The 17,064-nt window shown below is 44.5% G+C and carries 17 protein-coding genes; 2 read left to right on the top strand and 15 right to left on the bottom strand.

Annotated elements, in window-relative coordinates; genetic code table 11:
- The first annotated feature begins 178 nt into the window (after nucleotides 1-178).
- Nucleotides 179-655: a MarR family winged helix-turn-helix transcriptional regulator gene (locus KJB35_RS23870; protein WP_005376877.1), complete on the top strand. Its 477-nt coding sequence runs from the start codon at nucleotides 179-181 to the stop codon at nucleotides 653-655.
- Between the two features lie 40 nt (nucleotides 656-695).
- Here KJB35_RS23870 and KJB35_RS23865 read toward each other — a convergent pair whose 3' ends face one another.
- The 6 genes from KJB35_RS23865 to KJB35_RS23840 all read right to left on the bottom strand — a co-directional run bounded on the left by KJB35_RS23865 (nucleotide 696) and on the right by KJB35_RS23840 (nucleotide 6,698).
- The gene (locus tag KJB35_RS23865) at nucleotides 696-1,334 is read right to left on the bottom strand and encodes a response regulator transcription factor (protein WP_206949232.1); all 639 of its coding nucleotides are present in this window, start codon (nucleotides 1,332-1,334) and stop codon (nucleotides 696-698) included.
- A complete protein-coding gene (locus tag KJB35_RS23860) occupies nucleotides 1,327-2,682 on the bottom strand; it encodes a cache domain-containing protein (RefSeq protein WP_205461184.1) in 1,356 nt (451 codons plus the stop codon). The genes KJB35_RS23865 and KJB35_RS23860 overlap by 8 nt, the downstream gene beginning before the upstream one ends.
- Nucleotides 2,683-2,833: 151 nt before the next feature.
- Nucleotides 2,834-4,120, bottom strand: a complete 1,287-nt coding sequence (locus KJB35_RS23855; RefSeq protein WP_005376871.1) for a TRAP transporter large permease subunit — start codon at nucleotides 4,118-4,120, stop codon at nucleotides 2,834-2,836.
- 12 nt (nucleotides 4,121-4,132) lie between these two features.
- A complete protein-coding gene (locus KJB35_RS23850) occupies nucleotides 4,133-4,672 on the bottom strand; it encodes a TRAP transporter small permease subunit (RefSeq protein WP_005376869.1) in 540 nt (179 codons plus the stop codon).
- Nucleotides 4,673-4,787: 115 nt separating this feature from the next.
- A complete protein-coding gene (locus KJB35_RS23845) occupies nucleotides 4,788-5,879 on the bottom strand; it encodes a TRAP transporter substrate-binding protein (protein ID WP_017636112.1) in 1,092 nt (363 codons plus the stop codon).
- Between the two features lie 414 nt (nucleotides 5,880-6,293).
- Complete coding sequence (locus KJB35_RS23840; protein ID WP_005376863.1) at nucleotides 6,294-6,698, bottom strand: hypothetical protein; 405 nt, start codon at nucleotides 6,696-6,698, stop codon at nucleotides 6,294-6,296.
- Nucleotides 6,699-6,971: 273 nt separating this feature from the next.
- On the opposite strand from KJB35_RS23840, the gene KJB35_RS23835 reads away from it, so the two are divergent.
- Nucleotides 6,972-7,637, top strand: a complete 666-nt coding sequence (locus KJB35_RS23835; protein ID WP_005376857.1) for a DUF2982 domain-containing protein — start codon at nucleotides 6,972-6,974, stop codon at nucleotides 7,635-7,637.
- Between the two features lie 18 nt (nucleotides 7,638-7,655).
- Here KJB35_RS23835 and KJB35_RS23830 read toward each other — a convergent pair whose 3' ends face one another.
- From KJB35_RS23830 to KJB35_RS23790, 9 genes are all read right to left on the bottom strand, one after another.
- Nucleotides 7,656-8,312, bottom strand: a complete 657-nt coding sequence (locus KJB35_RS23830; protein WP_005376855.1) for an MBL fold metallo-hydrolase — start codon at nucleotides 8,310-8,312, stop codon at nucleotides 7,656-7,658.
- A gap of 129 nt (nucleotides 8,313-8,441) precedes the next feature.
- Nucleotides 8,442-8,990 (bottom strand): DUF882 domain-containing protein, encoded by a 549-nt coding sequence (locus tag KJB35_RS23825; RefSeq protein ID WP_031778936.1) that lies wholly within the window; start codon nucleotides 8,988-8,990, stop codon nucleotides 8,442-8,444.
- Between the two features lie 166 nt (nucleotides 8,991-9,156).
- The gene (locus KJB35_RS23820; protein ID WP_213908176.1) at nucleotides 9,157-10,698 is read right to left on the bottom strand and encodes a murein L,D-transpeptidase; all 1,542 of its coding nucleotides are present in this window, start codon (nucleotides 10,696-10,698) and stop codon (nucleotides 9,157-9,159) included.
- Nucleotides 10,699-10,851: 153 nt separating this feature from the next.
- Entirely contained in the window at nucleotides 10,852-11,934 is a 1,083-nt protein-coding gene (locus tag KJB35_RS23815; protein ID WP_005376850.1) for a DUF1513 domain-containing protein, read from the bottom strand.
- Nucleotides 11,915-12,952 (bottom strand): imelysin family protein, encoded by a 1,038-nt coding sequence (locus KJB35_RS23810; protein ID WP_005376849.1) that lies wholly within the window; start codon nucleotides 12,950-12,952, stop codon nucleotides 11,915-11,917. Before KJB35_RS23810 ends, KJB35_RS23815 begins: the two co-directional genes overlap by 20 nt.
- A 10-nt stretch (nucleotides 12,953-12,962) precedes the next feature.
- Nucleotides 12,963-14,345: a di-heme oxidoredictase family protein gene (locus KJB35_RS23805; protein ID WP_065274667.1), complete on the bottom strand. Its 1,383-nt coding sequence runs from the start codon at nucleotides 14,343-14,345 to the stop codon at nucleotides 12,963-12,965.
- 92 nt (nucleotides 14,346-14,437) lie between these two features.
- On the bottom strand, nucleotides 14,438-15,700 hold the full coding sequence (locus KJB35_RS23800) for an imelysin family protein (protein ID WP_199266795.1): 1,263 nt from the start codon (nucleotides 15,698-15,700) through the stop codon (nucleotides 14,438-14,440).
- Nucleotides 15,701-15,874: 174 nt separating this feature from the next.
- Entirely contained in the window at nucleotides 15,875-16,471 is a 597-nt protein-coding gene (gene ribA / locus KJB35_RS23795) for a GTP cyclohydrolase II (RefSeq protein WP_025767283.1), read from the bottom strand.
- 271 nt (nucleotides 16,472-16,742) lie between these two features.
- The gene (locus KJB35_RS23790; RefSeq protein WP_020480909.1) at nucleotides 16,743-16,919 is read right to left on the bottom strand and encodes a hypothetical protein; all 177 of its coding nucleotides are present in this window, start codon (nucleotides 16,917-16,919) and stop codon (nucleotides 16,743-16,745) included.
- Nucleotides 16,920-17,064 lie beyond the last annotated feature (145 nt).

Here is a 17,064-nt window from a genome sequence, read left to right as displayed (position 1 = left end):
AACATTTATTGCTATAATAATTTTAGCTCTTCTTATTTTGTCGAAAAGGCGCGACAAAATGGTATTGAGGACACGGCGTAAAATTGTAGAGGTAATTTTTGATTTCCCCCCTTTAAATAAGGGCGCATTTAAGTTAGTGTCGCCTCGATAAATGTTCCCTACAGACTGGATGAATAAATTGGAAAAGTACGAAGAAGTATTGGTCTCGATTCGTCAGATCATCCGCGCTATTGATTTACATTCTAAAAAGCTGAGCAAAGAGTCTGGATTGACTGCTCCACAGTTGATTTTGATGCGCGCTATCAATGACTTAGATAACGTGACGATTAAACAGTTGTCTAGCCACACTAACATGAGCCAAGCGACCGCAACGACCATTCTAGATAGACTAGAACGAGGCCAGTTTGTTGAGCGTCAGCGCAGTGTTCAAGACAAGCGTAAAGTGCATGCTGTACTTACGAGCAAGGGCCAAGAAGCCTTAAAACAAGCACCAACGCCGCTGCAAGAGCACTTCATTAATCGATTCCAAAAATTGGAAGAATGGGAGCAATCCCTTCTACTATCTTCCGTTCAACGCATCTCGACGATGATGAATGCAGAGGACATCGATGTTGCTCCAATGCTAGAGCTTGGTAGCATTACCAAAGCCGATTAGTTTCGCTCCCACGTGCTCGCTTTTTGCGGGCACTACTCTCCTACTCAGTCAACCCAGTTTCAAACGCATATTTTGCTAACTCTGCCGTCGAATGTAAGTCCAACTTGTGCTTAATGTTATGGCGATGCGTCTCTACCGTTCGATAACTAATATTGAGTAAAGTGGCGATTTTCTTGCTGCTGTTTCCTTGAGCAACTAATTTAAGTACCGCTTCTTCCCTGCGGCTGAGAGGATTCGTTTTTTGCGTGGCAGGCACCACTTCTTGGGTAAAGAGTGTTTGTGTGACGGATTCACAGAAGTACGTCGAGCCTTGGTTCACCGTTTTTATTGCTTGCACCATTTTCTCGGCCGAGATTTCCTTGAGCATATATCCTACGGCACCAGCTTGCATGACCTTCATGATGTACTCGCGATTATCGTGCATGGTCAACATAAGTATTTTGCTCTCTGGGCGCGCTTCTTTAATTACACCAGTCGCTTCAATACCGTTCATTATTGGCATGCTGATATCCATCAATATGACGTCCGGTTGCAAGAGCTTTGCGACCTCTATCGCTTCCAAGCCATTACTTGCTGTACCCACCACTTCGATGTCAGGCTCTAACTCCAAACGAGCCATGAAGCCATCCAACACCACTTGATGATCATCGACAATCACTACACTAATCGGCTTATCCATAAACTATTTCATCCAAATTAAGCAGCACGGTAATCTCTGTTCCCAAGCCAAGCTCACTCATTAGCTCAAATTCACCACCGATGAACTCTACACGCTCTTGCATATTCCTTAACCCAATCCCTTGTTGGTGCACTGCTTGGTTAACCACAAACCCAACGCCATCATCACGTATGAGTAATTGCAGCATATTGCCCATTTTTTGCAAAGTAACCGTTACTTTTTTCGCTCGCGCATGTTTTTCAATGTTATTCAAAGACTCCTGAGCGACGCGATATAGCGTCGTTGCGACTTCCGAAGTCAGTTTGTGCTGCTGAGTATCGAAATTGCTCTCGATATCAATCCCGGAATGGGAATGAAAATCCTGTAGCAAGGTCGTCAGTGCTGCTTCTAAACCGATATCATCGAGGGCGCTTGGACGGAGCTGATGAGAAATATGCCGCACCTCATTTATCGCGGTGACGAGCGATCGTTGTGATTTATCTAAGTGGGATTTGAGTTTTTCGTCTTCCAGTCTATGACTCATTAAGTCTAAATGACATTTACTGGAGACTAACAACTGATTGATTCCATCATGCAGTTCTCGCGCTAAATGCTTTTTCTCATCTTCTTGGAACATCACGGTTTTATGTGCCAATTCTTTCAGGTTCTTATCAGCGAGGCGATGCTCGTGCAGATTGATCGCCAGAGTGAGAACAATGATTACAGCAACGGTCACCGCTAAGATCACGACGACTGAGAAAAATGTCGTTTCGATATTTTTGTTCACCGCCGCGCGCATATTGGCGACTTCTCGGCTTACATCCTCAATATACAGCCCAGTCCCTATCATCCATTCCCACTTATCGAGCCATGCAGCGTAACTAAGCTTAGGGACAACTTCACCCGTAGATGGCTTTTGCCACAGGTACTGATGAAATCCACCACCGGATTGCGCTTGATACAATAGAGCTTCGATTAAGCGATCGCCATTTTCGTCTTCAAGATAGAGTAAGTTTTCCCCGACAAGCTCCGGAAGAACTGGGTGTACAAGGTTGGTACCATATTTATCATAAGCAAAAAAATAGCCGTCCGACCCATAACTCAAACGATTTAAAATCGCTTTCACACGCGTTTTGGCAGCACTCTCTTCTAAAGTCGGATCGTTGTAGATGTAAGAAATGGAGTCAAAAGCGACGTCGACCGTATCTTTCAGCGCCGCTTCTTTTGATTGGATCAGGTTTTGATGAAAGATCTCCACCTCCCTTTTGCCAAGGGTCTTAGTTTGATAGATAGAGATCCAGCTGATACTCGCTGACACCAATACCACGGGTATCAGTGTCAGCAGAATTAACTTTGCTTTGAGAGGCATCCCTTCCCTCCATGAAACGCTGCCTTTACAGCTTACTATCTTAGCAGTACAAACGAATCGATTGTGTCTGCATAGACATAATTAACAGCTTAACAACTTGTCTCAAAAGGTAAAAACTCTCAGTTCACAAAATCTCTTTATTATCGAGTGATTAACTCATACCGTAAAAACCTGGGAAAAACAGCAAAGACGCCAACACAACAATCTGAATCGCGATGAACGGCATCACACCTTTGTAGATATCTCGCGTAGTAACCCCTGCTGGAGCGACACCTTTTAGATAGAACAAACTAAAGCCAAATGGCGGTGTGAGGAACGACGTCTGCAAGTTCATCGCAATAAGAATCGCAAACCACGTCATATTAATGCCCATCAATTCAGCGACTGGCGCAATAATTGGCACGATGATAAAACAGATTTCAACGAAGTCGATAAAGAAACCTAAAATCAGAATCACCACCATGGTAATAATAAGGAATCCCCACTTTTCACCCGGCAGTTCTAACATCCACTCTTCAACTAAATAATCACCACCGGTGTAGGTAAATGCCATTGAGAAGGCGGTCGCACCAAGTAAGATCGCAAAGACCATTGCGGTTACCTTAACTGTCTCTTTTGATGCATCATAAATCATCGACCAACTAAACTGTTTATACAATAGCGATAAAATAATCGCACCTGCACCGCCCAGTGCCGCTGACTCTGTTGGTGTTGCAATCCCTGCAAAGATGGAGCCCAATACCACGATGATCAATGCTAAAGGTGGCAATACAGCTTTCAGTGCGGTGAGCACTTCTTGTTTACGACTGATCGACTCATCACGCTCTATCGCCTGTGCGGCTTGAGGGTTCAACTTCGCGTAGATGAGAATGTAGATCACATAGGCGCCAACAAGTGTAATACCGGGCCAGATCGCAGCTTGAAATAGGTCCCCTACCGGTACGCCAAGTACATCACCCAACAAGATCAACACGATAGAAGGTGGGATAATTTGGCCCAACGTGCCAGACGCACAAATAGTCCCACACGCTAAACCTTTGTCGTAATTGTACTTGAGCATCACAGGAAGAGATATTAAGCCCATCGCAACAACTGATGCGCCTACCACACCCGTTGAAGCTGCAAGCAATGCGCCAACTAACACGGTAGAAATAGCGATACCACCGCGAACGCCACCGAACAAACGCCCCATTGATTCTAGTAGCTGTTCAGCAAGCTTGGTTTTCTGTAGCACTAGCCCCATAAAAACGAACAGCGGTACGGCCATTAGCACCGTATTTTCCATAATGGACTGAATTCGATATGGCATAAAAGCAAACATCTCGATGCCTTCAGCCCAAACACCAAAAATCAGCGCGATACCACCAAAAGTAAAGGCAACGGGAAATCCCAATAGAAGCGCAAAGAGCGCAACAAAAAACATCACTATACCGATCATAATGACTTCCTTTTACGACTTACCGTTATTACCGGCATAGATGAGATGAGGGTTGACAATTTTGTTGATTGAATGAAGTAACAATCCAATACCACTCACCGCCATAAAGAAAAATGACAGCGGAATCATCGCTTTGATAATCCAACGATATGGTAAGCCACCTGGGTCACCAGACGTCTCGCCTAACGCGTAACTTTCCTTGGCGAAATCAATACCAAACCAAGCTACCAGTAGGCAAAAAGGGAATAAGAAAAATAGTGTGCCTATGATGTCGATGATGGATTGTGCTTTGTAAGATAAGCGTTCATAAAAAATGTCGACGCGAACATGGCCACCGGACTTAATTGCGTAAGGCACACCAAGCAAGAACACGGCAGAGAATAGATGCCATTCCATTTCTTGGAATGCGATAGACACATCATTAAACACGTAACGCATGACAACGTCGTACACAACGTTTGCTAACAACAAAATAAACAGGATGCTGGATAACCATCCGAGGAAATCGCTAAAGCGGTTAAATAATCGCTCAATATAAATAAGACTTCTCATTCCGAACTCCGTGGAACGTTTAGATGCGCTCCGCTATGGTGCGGAGCATTCATTATGAAGTTTTCTTGGGCTTCGATAGCAGGCTAAACCTCTCGGCATCGCCTGCTTCATAACGTTATTGTTGAGCTTGACTGTTTAAGTACGCTCGGTGCGAAATATCTGACCATGGTCGAACTTGATTCATATAGTTCGCTTGCGACTCTTGAATCTCTTTCGCCAAAGCATCTTTTTCTGCATGTTCTTTCAACAAACGATCGTTTGCTTCTCGCAACGCAGCTACTACTTCAGGTGGGAAATCTTTTACTTCAACATTTGGGTATTCAGACTTAATAGATGCCCAGTTTTTGCCGCTTTCGTGTTTCGATTGCGTGTACATATCGTAAGCGGCCGTTTTCATGGCTACTTGCAAAATCGCTTTTAGATCATCAGGTAAACGATTCCAGGTACGCTTGTTAACGAGGAACTGAAGCTCAGTCGCTGGCTCATGCCAACCTGTGTAGTAGTAAGGCGCGATTTTGTGGAAGCCCATACGTAGATCCAGCGATGGACCAACCCATTCCAAGGCATCAATCGTGCGACGCTCTAGAGAAGTATATAGCTCACCAGGGGCGATATTCGTTGGCTTGGCACCTAACTCAGCCAAAATCTCACCAGCAAACCCTGGGATACGCATTTTCAAACCCTGTAAGTCCTCGACGGACTTGATCTCTTTTTGGAACCACCCGCCCATCTGAGTATCGGTATTACCGCCAGGGAAAGACATCAAGTTATGTGGAGAGTACACTTTTTCCATCAGCTCCATACCACCGCCGTAGTAAAACCATGCATACTGCTCAGTTGGCAACATACCGAAGGGCATAGAAGTGAAGTAAAGTGTGTTTGGAACCTTACCCTTCCAGTAATAAGACGCTGAGTGACCCATGTCATACTGACCCGACTTAACCATATCAAACACCCCAAAAGGCGCTTTATGCTTGTTTGCGGAATCAATGCGGATTTGCAAACGTCCGTTGGACATCTCTTCCGCCATTTTGGCCATGTTTTTTGTGGTATCACCAAAAATTGGGAAATTAGGCCCCCAAGTTTCAGCAAGCTTTAAACGATAGACTTTTTCAGCAGCGTTTACAGAAGTCGCTGCGAGTGCCATCGCGGCAGCGACAGCGGTTGTTTTGAGCACTCGTTTTAAAGATTTTTGGATTAGACTCATCGTTCACGTCCTTTATCACCAAGGTTATTGTTGTCATCCATTTCATTAGGATTGGCTGTATTCGGTATAAAAGATGTAACAATGTTGTCTAATGCGAAATGGGCATGAACACGGAAGCGAGTAATTCATCAATAAGGCATTAGCCTAAGGTATTACGTACAAGTACGTAGGACAATCGTCATGACAAAAGACTGTTAATAGCAAAATCAATAAATTATATTTTTATCTATGAATAAAAATAAAAGACAATACGTACGTATTTTTCTGCCAAAAAATTTACATAGTATTTAAGAAAATGTGACAAACCACTTATTGGTAGTGTTAAAGTCAGTACTTAATGCATTATTTCCAATACCAAGATAAAAAAATACCTCGGCATCGGCCGAGGTATTCAATCCAGAACGGTAGCGGTAATTAAACTGCTTTGTAGATAACTTTGTTACCTGCTAACTGCTCTTTTTGAACTAGGTTTTCTTCAAGAAGCTTCTTTAGTGCGCCAGTAGCCCATGATGCCGCTTTAGTATCTTCTTGACCTGCAGCTAGACCGATGCCTTTAGGGTTAATACCTTCAGCATTCGCCATAACGATGTCTAATACTTGTTGTTGCTTAGGAGTAAGGGCAACATCAACTGTTTTCACTGCAGCTACTTTTTTATCAGCTACTACTTTCTCCGCAACAGCTTTTTCAGCAACAGAAGGTGCTACTGCTTTTTCCGCAACAGGCTTCACTGCTTTAGGTGCTGCAGCTAAGTTTGCTACTGTCGCTTTAATGCGTTTTTGCAGTTTCATCTGCACTTTACGCTTATGAGCAAGTCTCATTGAATATTTCTCCAGTTCACTGCATCTCAGCAGGGATGAAAATTTGAAGCGCGTTTTATACCAAAATTCACAAGCAATTTGTAGGTTTTAGCGGCGAAATGCGATGAAAAATGCGCTCAAAGCATAGAACGTCTACTATTTAATCAGATATTTTATGAACGGATTTATTGAATACTGGGTATAAAAACAGAGGTTTGTTTTATTTTAAATGCAAATCAATGCACATAAAGCTACCCACTTATTTTTGGACAAGTATTCGATGAGGTTATAAGCATGGAAACGCTGCACCTAACAAATTCACATTTCAAACCCGACTCCCCTATCAACAGAATACTTTTGTTGCTCGTTGCACTCATCACTTTGTTTTTGGTTGCCATTTCTCCGGGATGGAAGCAAGCCATGTTGTCGGTCATTTTGATGTCTGCAATCGTTGGTTTCGCCATCTTGATGATTAAGAAAAGCCAAGTCACTTTTACGCTGACAGCTTCTCACTTTCAGCAACACCTTTTTAAAGGGGGTTGGGTCGTCCGATGGCGAAATATTGAGTCAATCGGTATTTGTAGCTACCAACAGGAAGGGTGGCACCAACCGCTACCTTGGATCGGTATTCGTCTAAAACACTACTCACCCTACTTAAATTCAATCTGCCCTCGTATAGCGACAGAAATTCTCCTCAGCCAGCGAGCACTGCTTTACTTGGGCGCGAAACAAAATCAGTGTGAAGATAAGTTTGAGGATATGGTGCTTGACCCTAAACCGTATATAAACAGAGATGGGATTGAGTACAAAGGTTTGTTAGCGATGCTCGCCAACCGGATGAAGTATCAGAGAGGTTTCTACGGCTACGATCTATTTATATCAGCAAGTGATCTAGATCGTGAGGCTGAGGACTTTGTGGGACTGACTCGGCGATACTTAGCTGCCGCCGAGCCAGAATAATGCTTAGTACACGCACTTTTAGTAAAGCGGCATCTCGTCAGCAACGAACGGGTTAGTTTTACGCTCGTGACCGAAAGTCGATTGAGGGCCGTGACCAGGGACAAACGTGACATCATTGCCTAAAGGCCACAATTTCTCTTTGATAGAGCTAATCAACGTATTGAAATCGCCTTGTGGGAAGTCAGTTCGACCAATGCTACCGTTAAACAAAACGTCACCCACAAACGCTAAACGCGCTTCTTCGCTGTAAAGCACAACGTGACCAGGTGTATGACCAGGTGTATGGAATACGTTCAGCACTTGATTACCGAAAGTGACAGTGTCACCCTCATTTAGCCATTGGTGCGGTTCAAACGCTTCTGTCAGCGGGAAACCAAACATTTGGCTCTGACCTTCCAAACCTTGCAACCAGAAGTTATCTGCCTTGTGAGGACCAACAATCTCTGTACCGCCAAGCAGTGCAGACAGCGGCTCCGTGCCACCTACGTGGTCCAAGTGACCGTGTGTTAGCACGAGGTTTACCACGTCAACACCCAGCTCTTTGATAAGCATAGCGAGCTGCTTTTCATCGCCGCCAGGGTCAACCACAATGCCTTTCATGGTTTCGTCACACCAGACAATAGAACAGTTTTGAGAGAAAGATGTTACTGGAACAACTTGGTATTTCAGAGCCATAGATAACCTATACCGAATAAATTTGCGTGAAAACTGCCGCAACTATGACACTAAGGCCTAGCGACTTCAAGCTTTGAACTGTGGGTAATCGACGACGTTCTGAGACTAGAAACCTTGTCTCAACTGGCACTACCAAGAACGAACAGCACCCGTATCGATATGAACAAAGTTACTGCCTGGATAATAACCCACGCCACCGGCTTTTAGGCTTAATGCAGCATCACGAACTGTTGAAAGCTTCACACCGTCTAAACGGAAATCAATGGCCTTTCCTTCCATGTGCATGCTCTTTTTCGCTACACGAGAAGACCCGTTGCGCAGCGAGGCATTAGTGGCAGGAGAACGGTAACCTGAAATGACGATCACCTCTGCTTCTGTACCAATTAACTTTTGAATTTGGCTTATTTGATCGAACAAGCGTCGATCCATGGGATGAACCTCATTTCGTCGATGGTCTCGACAAAACTCATTCAGCCTTTGAAGTTCATCATTAATGTATCGTTTTCCATCGAAATAGCATGTTTCGAGGATCTCTCCAGTATTAAGATTGTTCATCGCCAGCGCACGTGGCTCGTCAGGGAGTGAAGCCCAAGAAAATGATGGCAGGGCAGACGCCAACACCACACCACCAGCGGTCATTTTAAGGAAATCTCGGCGGGAAAAGTTACGACTTACCATTTCAAAATACAGTGCTCAACAACTAGACAAGTCGTGGACATTAACCAAACACATTTGTCACGTCAAATGCATAAAACGCTCCATCTTGATTTTCAGATGCAGTAATTATTGCTTAATTATTGAACGAAAAGAGAATTCTTCGTTTTGTAAATTTTCCTTAAAAATTTCAACTGCGGTGATCGTACTTATAGATATCATCACGGTAGTAAAGCGTTCCCTCTTCCAACCATGCTGTTTGATAAATGATGTGTACTTGAATGCGCTCTCCCAAAGGAACTGACGTGTTAGACCGACGAGAACTTTCTCGCTTTTTCGCTAAACGTTCTTCCAACCCCTGAGTTTTGAACAGAAGTTCTGCTAACCGGTCTGCATGTTCTACACGAACACATCCTGAGCTGAATGCGCGTCTGTCCTGTTCAAACAAGTTCTTACTTGGCGTGTCATGCAAATAAATAGCTTGTGGGTTAGGCATATTGAACTTGTACAATCCCAGTGCATTTTGTAAGCCTGACGCCTGTCGCATACGATAAGGAAATGTTCTCGGATTCACCGTTGCCCAATTGATGGTTGTAGGGTCAATAATTTCGTTCGAAGTCCAAGACCGAATGATTTGAATGTTATGGTTAATCAAATACATCGGATTACGTTTTACTTTAGGAATAATGTCTTTAACCATGATAGTCCAAGGCACGTTCCAAGTTGGGTTGAGAATAACTGAATCCAGTGCTACCGACATGATGGGCGTTTTTCTTGATGCTCTCCCTACCACAACTTTAGACTCAAACAAGGGTTGACCGTCATGCCAATACGTGACTTCGTATCCAGGCACGTTAACAAAGACAACATTATCCCTTTCTTTCGACCAAATTCTTGAACGCTCAGAATTCAACGCCAACAGATGCAATCGCTCTTGAGGAGAAAAGTTGATCCATCGAATGGTATTCGGGCCGATAACGCCATCTTCTTTCAAACCATGAATACGCTGGAACTCTTTTATCGCAAGCTCTAATTGTTCGTCATATTCTTCAGTGACTAAATCCAAGTAAGAAACATCTACGCCTACGATCTCCATTCGCTCAATCAATAGGGGTCTGTTTTCTAATATATCGCCAACACGTGCTAGCCCAGTTTGTTGATAGGCAGGATATTGGTACTGAGAATGTTCCGATAGCGAAGAATAGGCGGAGTAGAAAGCATCATCTGTTTGTAATGGAGACCGGAGACTTGCCAAAAACTGACCAAGTTTGCCAACCGTAATCTCATTACTCAAAATCGATAAAGTATCGATGCTAGGAGCGGGTAACGTAACATGGGCTTTGTCTGTAAATAGCCAATTAATCCCTTCTTCGGGGAGTTGCTCAAGATAACTAAGGTACATCAAGAGTGAGTCTGTCATCACTAAATCGAAGTCGAGATTATCTCCCTGCCACCTTACTTGGTTTATCCGGTGAAGTTGATTTTCGAATTCGTCGGTGACATCCGCAAGAGCAACCAGGTTTACTTGAAAAAGAAACTGCTCAATATCACTTTCATTTTCCCAGTTCAAACGGTAATTGGTGCTTTGATACAGTTGATCAATCACCTCTGGATAATGGATCATTTTTTCTACAGACAGCTTTTGTACCGCTCCCTCTTGCTCGACTTGCGCTGAAGCTTCGAGAGAAACGACGGTGGAAAAGCTGCAAAACGGCACCAGAAGTGCCGTCATGATTAAAACCCTAGCAAACACTGAAATGATCCTTGCGCTACTTGCCATAATAAAAAGTATGGCAAATATCTCACAGCTTGCAGGTTTAAAATTAAGAATCTGATGCCGAAAACGACAACAAAACTCTCTATAAGTAATTACTCAATGATCTTTCTAGATAATTCTCGACCAATGGTTGTCCCATTGCACTCCGCTTGCGAAGGTACTTTTTGACTCCTCAGGTCTTTGCTCTACCACTTTTCCCGCCCCAGAACTGACTCGGAACTCATCGCCATAGACCACAACACCAGAGGCATCTGGTAACGCACTTAGCTCGACCAATTTGCCCGTAGATTTAGACCATATACCATAACAACTGCCCGGAGGCGAAGTGGCTAAGATCCATTCATCGGTTGCTGCAATACTCGCAACGTAGTGATTGAAACGCGCCCACTCTTCAGGATCAGCTTGTAGATCCTGCATCTCACCACCACGCGTGTGCATGGCGATCAAGGCTGGATACTCGTCCGGCTCACCACGATATTGTTGCCCACAAAGCACGGTTTCCGCACCATCATGAGCTAAATGGCGAATACTCAACTTATGATCCGGTAAAGACACTTGATCCAATAGCTCCCCTTCTTGTGAAAGGTAACTCAGACTCGGTCTCATGCTATCAAGATTGAGAGGTTCACGGCCATTAGTGTGTACGCCACCAACGCCAATCGCCAATGCGCCATCAGGCATCATGATCACTTCATGAGGGCCAAGGCCAAAGCCTGTTAACTCATCGATCTTTTGATATTGCTTCTGTACATCATAAACACCAATGATCCCGCGGCTTGTCCCCCTCTCCCCTTCTGTGGCAAATAGCAACGTGCCGTCATGGGAGTAAACACCATGTCCGTAAAAATGGCGATTTGGCGTTGCTAGTTGCAGTTTGATCATCTGCTCTGAGCGATAATCAAACACCATGAAGAAAGTACCAGGTCGACGACCAAAAACTACGGCGTGGCCTTGTTGGTTGGTTGCCACACCGTGACCACGCTCAGGAATCGGCAATGAAGATAGCGGCATACCATGCTCATCCGCCACCACCGCTGCATATTTATCTCGGCCAATGATAGAGCAGCCGATCAACGCAGGCTCACGTGAGCTTGTTGAAGAACAACCAAATGGCATCATAGGTGTAGCCGCCCCGAATAGAGCGGCTTTCAGCAAAGTTCGGCGGGTTTGATCAGTCACCATCGGTTGCATTAAATCCTATAACTACGCCAAGCTCGATTGCCACTTCTTCGTGAATCAGGTACTTCAATTGCTCTAGCTTATTGTATTGAGCAAGCACCATGCGATAGCCTTCTTTTGTTTGTAGTGCAGCAAACAAGCTCTTATCTTCTGGCCAAGTTTCTAACGCCATTTCAAACTGATGAACAACACGGTCTGCGAGATCTGCATGGCCTTGCTCTCTTAGTAGCGCATCTAGACCATTTCCGTTCGCAAAGTACAACGCTTCCATCCCTTGAAGGTTGGCTTTTAAGTTTGAAAGTGAGGTCTCTGAACGCCACGATTCTGAAAAATACGGGCGAGGCTTACCAATCTTCGCTAGCGGTCGGCTCAACTTCTTCATGCTGTACTCAAGCTGATTCGAGAGCAGTGAAATGTACTCAGATTCCCATTCCGTCATCTCTAGCGCTTTCCAAGGGTTCTCTGCCCAAGAATCCGCGATGATCTGCGCTTTGTTATCGAGGTTTTCTGCAATCGCTACGCCTGTCACACAGGTATTGCTATTGCTAGATAAGGTCGACGCTTTATCGTAAAGCAGCCATTCCAATGCACCTAAACCTTGCACGGTGACACTTTGGGTGGAGATACCTTCTGCACTCCAAGCTTGATCAGATTTCGTCAGTACAGACATTTTACGACCAGTGGTGTTCTTTTTATCTGGCCAAAACTGAACATTCCAGCTTTGCTCCAACGCCGTAGCAGGGCCACGTTCTTGACCTTGTAATGCCATCCACGCAAGCATCGTTTGATGCCATTGCTGTTTTACTTGTGCATCATCTTTCGACTCTGATGCGCAGTAATCCGCGAAGCGCTGTTCAAGTTCTGTGGTTTGCGCTAAAAACGTCTGAGCTGATTGAAACTCAACCTCGTACACGCTTTGAGAAATATGACTTGTACTCTCAGGCTTGGCTGAGCTCGAACCGATGGTCGATTGGCAACCAACCAAACTTAACGTTGCGGCAATCGCACTCACTAACAGTGTTTTTTTCATGGTTGCTTCCTTATAGAGAGTTCAGAAACGCAATGAGAGCATCACGTTCTTTTTTGTTCAGAGCTAAAACATTTTGTTTCGCCGTTTCAGCTTCGCCGCCGTGCCACAACACCGCTTCCATCAGGTTACGAGCGCGGCCATCATGTAGAAAGTACGTGTGTCCGTTTACTTCTTCGGTATAACCAATACCCCACAACGGTGCCGTTCGCCATTCACGGCCGTTTGCTAAGTATTCCGGACGGTTATCGGCTAAGCCTTCACCCATGTCGTGCAGAAGCATGTCGGTGTATGGATGGATAAGCTGCTCAGAAAGCGCTGGTAACTCTGGTCGCTTCGCCGTTTTAACACTGGTTTTATGGCAGCTTTCACAACCAGACGCAGCAAAGATTTGCTGACCAAGTTTCACGCTAGGCTCATTGATGTTACGGCGAATAGGTACGGCTAAGTGTTGGCTGTAAAACTCTACGAAGTCGAGAATATTTTCACTCACTTCAGGTTTGCCGCCATTTGGCATGTCGTCACAAATGCTTTGTTTCGAGGTACAGTTTTCATTTGGGAATAAATGGCTCGTAAGACCCACATCACCATTAAATGCTGCTGCATTTTGCTGCATTAGCGTCGGTTGTCCTGCTTTCCAGCCAAAACGACCAATCGAGAAGTCGTCCTTTTCAATATCCCACACCTTATTGACTTTGCCTGAGATACCGTCTTTGTCGGCATCTTGTTCATCAGCCCAAGCAAGTAGCGTTTCGTCGGGAATACTCTCCAACAAACCAAGGCCGATCATTGGTGGTGCCACGCGTGCTGAGAACTCGGTATCTGGGTGCATATCGCCGTAACCCAGATCGGTAATGTTCAAATGAGGTTTTCTTAGCGTCACCGTCGTACCGTCTTTAAATTTCACTGGGACATCGGTGTAAGTGATTTCGATTTTGCCTTCTGGCGTTTGATCTTGCAGAGCGAAATCTTGAAGCTGGCCACCATAAGTCGGCTCAGGTATGCCGCCATCTTTGATGTAAGCTTTCTTTTGTTCTGGCGTCATCGCAGGAATGCTTAAGCGCACTAACATAGACACGGCATGTAAATCATCTTTCTCTGGCGGATGACCACGACCGTCTTTGATGTGACAATTCTGACAACCATTGGTGTTAAAAAGCGGGCCTAGGCCATCACGAGCGTCCGTTGACGCTGGCGCTTGTACCCAAGGGTTACGGAAAAAGCTGTTACCTACGCTAAAGTCGAGGCGTTTGCTCATTGGCAAGTTAGCAGCAGGAAGAGAATAGGCATTCGCGCCGTCTTTTTTAACACTGGTTTTGCCACCAGACTTAACATCATAAGCCATGGCAGAAGAAGAAAGGATCGCGGCTAGCGCAGAAATTAGGTATGGCTTCATATCATTGCTCTACATAGACAACAAGGGTGATAACAACGAGCTCAAACGTCAAAAGGGCTCACAAAGAGCCCTTATTTATTATGGTTTTCTTATTAAAACTCGTGGTCAGCAGTATCAGGGCTTAGGCTGTCGATGCCGACAATGTTTGCCGCTCGCTCAATCGCACCAGTTTGCGCTACCAACGACATGATGGTGTCGTTTACCAGCGCGTTGCCTTGTGCGTTACCCGCCGCAATAAGTTGGTCAAAATGCTGGTTATTCTTCTCTGCAGAAGTCACTAGCTCACCAACTTGGCTAAGTGTTGTATCAAACTGCTTTTGAATGTCGGTCGCGGCTTTCTTGTCTTTTTGAGCAACAAGGTCAGCGATACTTGGACCAGATAGCTCTTTGCCGTTTACTCCTTTGTATGTACCTGTGTAAACGTTGTAGATGCCTTGCTCGTTGTAGTAGTGAGAATTATGCGTGTTGTCTGAGAAACAATCGTGCTCGTCTTCAGTTGAGTTCGCTTCTAGTGCCACTTTCATGCGCTCACCCGCTAGCTCACCTAGAGAAAGAGAACCCATGCCGAATAGCATCTTACGTAGACCATTGTCCGCTGAGTCGTTCAGTAGCTCTTCACGGTAGTTACCTTTTACTTCAGCAGACCACTGCTTTTCCATCCACTCAAGGTCTTGAACCAGTAGATCAGCGGCTGCTTTTAGGTACTCTCCACGACGCTCACAATGGCCATTCGTACACTCAGAACCCACAACGAAATCAGTGTAAGCACGTTGACCTGCGCCTGCGTTAGTGCCGTTTAGGTCTTGGCCCCAAAGCAAGAATTCAATCGCGTGGTAACCTGATGCAACGTTTGCCTCAGAACCACCTACTTCGTTTAAATCTGCTAGTAATTCTGGCGTAATTTTTGAAACGTCCAGTTTAGAAGCACCGATCTGTAGGCTAGTGTTCGCGATGATGTTGGCAGCAGCGCCCTCGTTACCCAATTCGTATTGGTAATCAGCCGCTACGTAGTCAATCAAACCTTCATCAAGTGGCCATGCGTTCAGCTGACCTTCCCAATCATCAACAATCGCGTTACCAAAACGGAAAACTTCAGACTGTTGGTAAGGCACGCGAGAATCTAGCCAAGCTTGTTTTACTTCTTCAAGCTTTTTCGCTGATGGTGATTTTAGGAATTCGTCGATTTTTACATCCAGCGCTTTCGCTGTTGTTACTGAATCAGCAAACACAGCATGGGCAACGTCCGCGTAATGTTCGACAACTTGTTGTTTAGTTACTGTAGCAGCAACGGTAGAACCACTGGCAATGAGGAGTGATGCAGCAATAGATTGGACTAAAACTTTTTTTGCATTCATCTGAAGCATCCTTGTTGAGCTTTTCAATTATCGTATTGGTAGTGCTAATTATTCTTATTTGCACTTTAGTCTCGAGATAATACAAATTTACAATTTATTTGCAACTCCAGATACAAAAAAACCTCATAAAAATGAGGTTTTTCACAGGCTTTATTGTCAGTTTTATCTTTAGGATTAAACCTTTAGGTCATGTTTTCCGTGAGAGACTTTTGCCTTCAGATAATTTTCGTTGCCATCTTTGATATGTGCAGAGGTATTGACAACCTCGCCAATTTCAATTCCGTACTCAGATAACTCACGAATTTTCTTAGGGTTGTTCGTCACGAGGCGGATCTTATTCACGCCTAAAGCTTCTAGCATTTGTGCTGCTTCTGTGAAATCACGCAGGTCATCATCAAAGCCCAAATGGTTGTTAGCTTCGTACGTGTTCATGCCCTGGCTTTGTAAGCGGTATGCATCGATCTTATTGTACAAACCAATACCACGACCTTCCTGACGGAGATACAGGATGATACCACCGGACTCGCCCATGCGATTGATCGTCTCTTCTAGTTGCTCACCACAGTCACAGCGTGAAGAGTGGAACACATCGCCTGTCAAACACTCAGAGTGCATACGAACTAAAGGCATGTCCTGAGTTTGGTCCGCTTGTTTAAAGATAATAGCAACATGCTCTTTGTCTGTCTTCAGACCATGGAAAGACAGAATTTCGGCATCAATGTTACTTTTTGCCCCGACTTTAAAATCTACTCTGGCACGTACTTCCGCCATATCTATACTCACTCGATTTATTGCTTGATGCGCTTGATGCGTTTTCGTTATTGCATTCATGGGATTTACTCGTTGCTCTTCAACTATGGGGACTGATACCGCATTTTGCAATATAGAGATCACAATTGAGGGCAGTTATCCACTCAAGACAGCAAAAGAGAAACACTCTCCAACTGAACAATTGTTATATTATAACAATTTAAAAAAACTACAATAAAAAACCCCAGACAAATTTTGTCTGGGGTTTCAAGAAGGTCGTTTGGTCTATCTTTTAATGGGTCTGACTGCGCTTCCAAACGGCGAGTTCAATCCAAACTGCTTCGAGTTCTTGGATTTCCTCGTCGGTCAACACGGCGAGCGTTGAAGTAACTTGAGGCAGGTTCGGTGATTGCAATGCACGAATCTGCGAATAGAAGTCTTTTTTAAGTTGTAATATAACTGAATCCACTGCGTGCACCTATTTCGTTCTTTTATTACTTATCCAGCTCAAAATTTTTATTTTCTTTATACTGGAAACTTCATAAATTCGGAAAAATGATAACATTCTGCTTGTTAAGTGCACAATTTATTTTTAATAGTGGAATAACGGTCAC

Source organism: Vibrio sp. D431a, from assembly GCF_030248655.1.
GTDB classification, from domain to species: Bacteria; Pseudomonadota; Gammaproteobacteria; order Enterobacterales; family Vibrionaceae; genus Vibrio; species Vibrio alginolyticus.
This window is presented reverse-complemented; position numbering and strand designations above follow the sequence as displayed.

What these genes read in the sequence shown, in the direction of transcription:
- KJB35_RS23865 (WP_206949232.1), bottom strand. Translation starts at nt 1,334, where the DNA reads ATGGATAAGCCGATTAGTGTAGTGATTGTCGATGATCATCAAGTGGTG.
- KJB35_RS23860 (WP_205461184.1), bottom strand. Translation starts at nt 2,682, where the DNA reads ATGCCTCTCAAAGCAAAGTTAATTCTGCTGACACTGATACCCGTGGTA.
- KJB35_RS23855 (WP_005376871.1), bottom strand. Translation starts at nt 4,120, where the DNA reads ATGATCGGTATAGTGATGTTTTTTGTTGCGCTCTTTGCGCTTCTATTG.
- KJB35_RS23850 (WP_005376869.1), bottom strand. Translation starts at nt 4,672, where the DNA reads ATGAGAAGTCTTATTTATATTGAGCGATTATTTAACCGCTTTAGCGAT.
- KJB35_RS23845 (WP_017636112.1), bottom strand. Translation starts at nt 5,879, where the DNA reads ATGAGTCTAATCCAAAAATCTTTAAAACGAGTGCTCAAAACAACCGCT.
- KJB35_RS23840 (WP_005376863.1), bottom strand. Translation starts at nt 6,698, where the DNA reads ATGAGACTTGCTCATAAGCGTAAAGTGCAGATGAAACTGCAAAAACGC.
- KJB35_RS23835 (WP_005376857.1), top strand. Translation starts at nt 6,972, where the DNA reads ATGGAAACGCTGCACCTAACAAATTCACATTTCAAACCCGACTCCCCT.
- KJB35_RS23830 (WP_005376855.1), bottom strand. Translation starts at nt 8,312, where the DNA reads ATGGCTCTGAAATACCAAGTTGTTCCAGTAACATCTTTCTCTCAAAAC.
- KJB35_RS23825 (WP_031778936.1), bottom strand. Translation starts at nt 8,990, where the DNA reads ATGGTAAGTCGTAACTTTTCCCGCCGAGATTTCCTTAAAATGACCGCT.
- KJB35_RS23820 (WP_213908176.1), bottom strand. Translation starts at nt 10,698, where the DNA reads ATGACGGCACTTCTGGTGCCGTTTTGCAGCTTTTCCACCGTCGTTTCT.
- KJB35_RS23815 (WP_005376850.1), bottom strand. Translation starts at nt 11,934, where the DNA reads ATGCAACCGATGGTGACTGATCAAACCCGCCGAACTTTGCTGAAAGCC.
- KJB35_RS23810 (WP_005376849.1), bottom strand. Translation starts at nt 12,952, where the DNA reads ATGAAAAAAACACTGTTAGTGAGTGCGATTGCCGCAACGTTAAGTTTG.
- KJB35_RS23805 (WP_065274667.1), bottom strand. Translation starts at nt 14,345, where the DNA reads ATGAAGCCATACCTAATTTCTGCGCTAGCCGCGATCCTTTCTTCTTCT.
- KJB35_RS23800 (WP_199266795.1), bottom strand. Translation starts at nt 15,700, where the DNA reads ATGAATGCAAAAAAAGTTTTAGTCCAATCTATTGCTGCATCACTCCTC.
- ribA (WP_025767283.1), bottom strand. Translation starts at nt 16,471, where the DNA reads ATGGCGGAAGTACGTGCCAGAGTAGATTTTAAAGTCGGGGCAAAAAGT.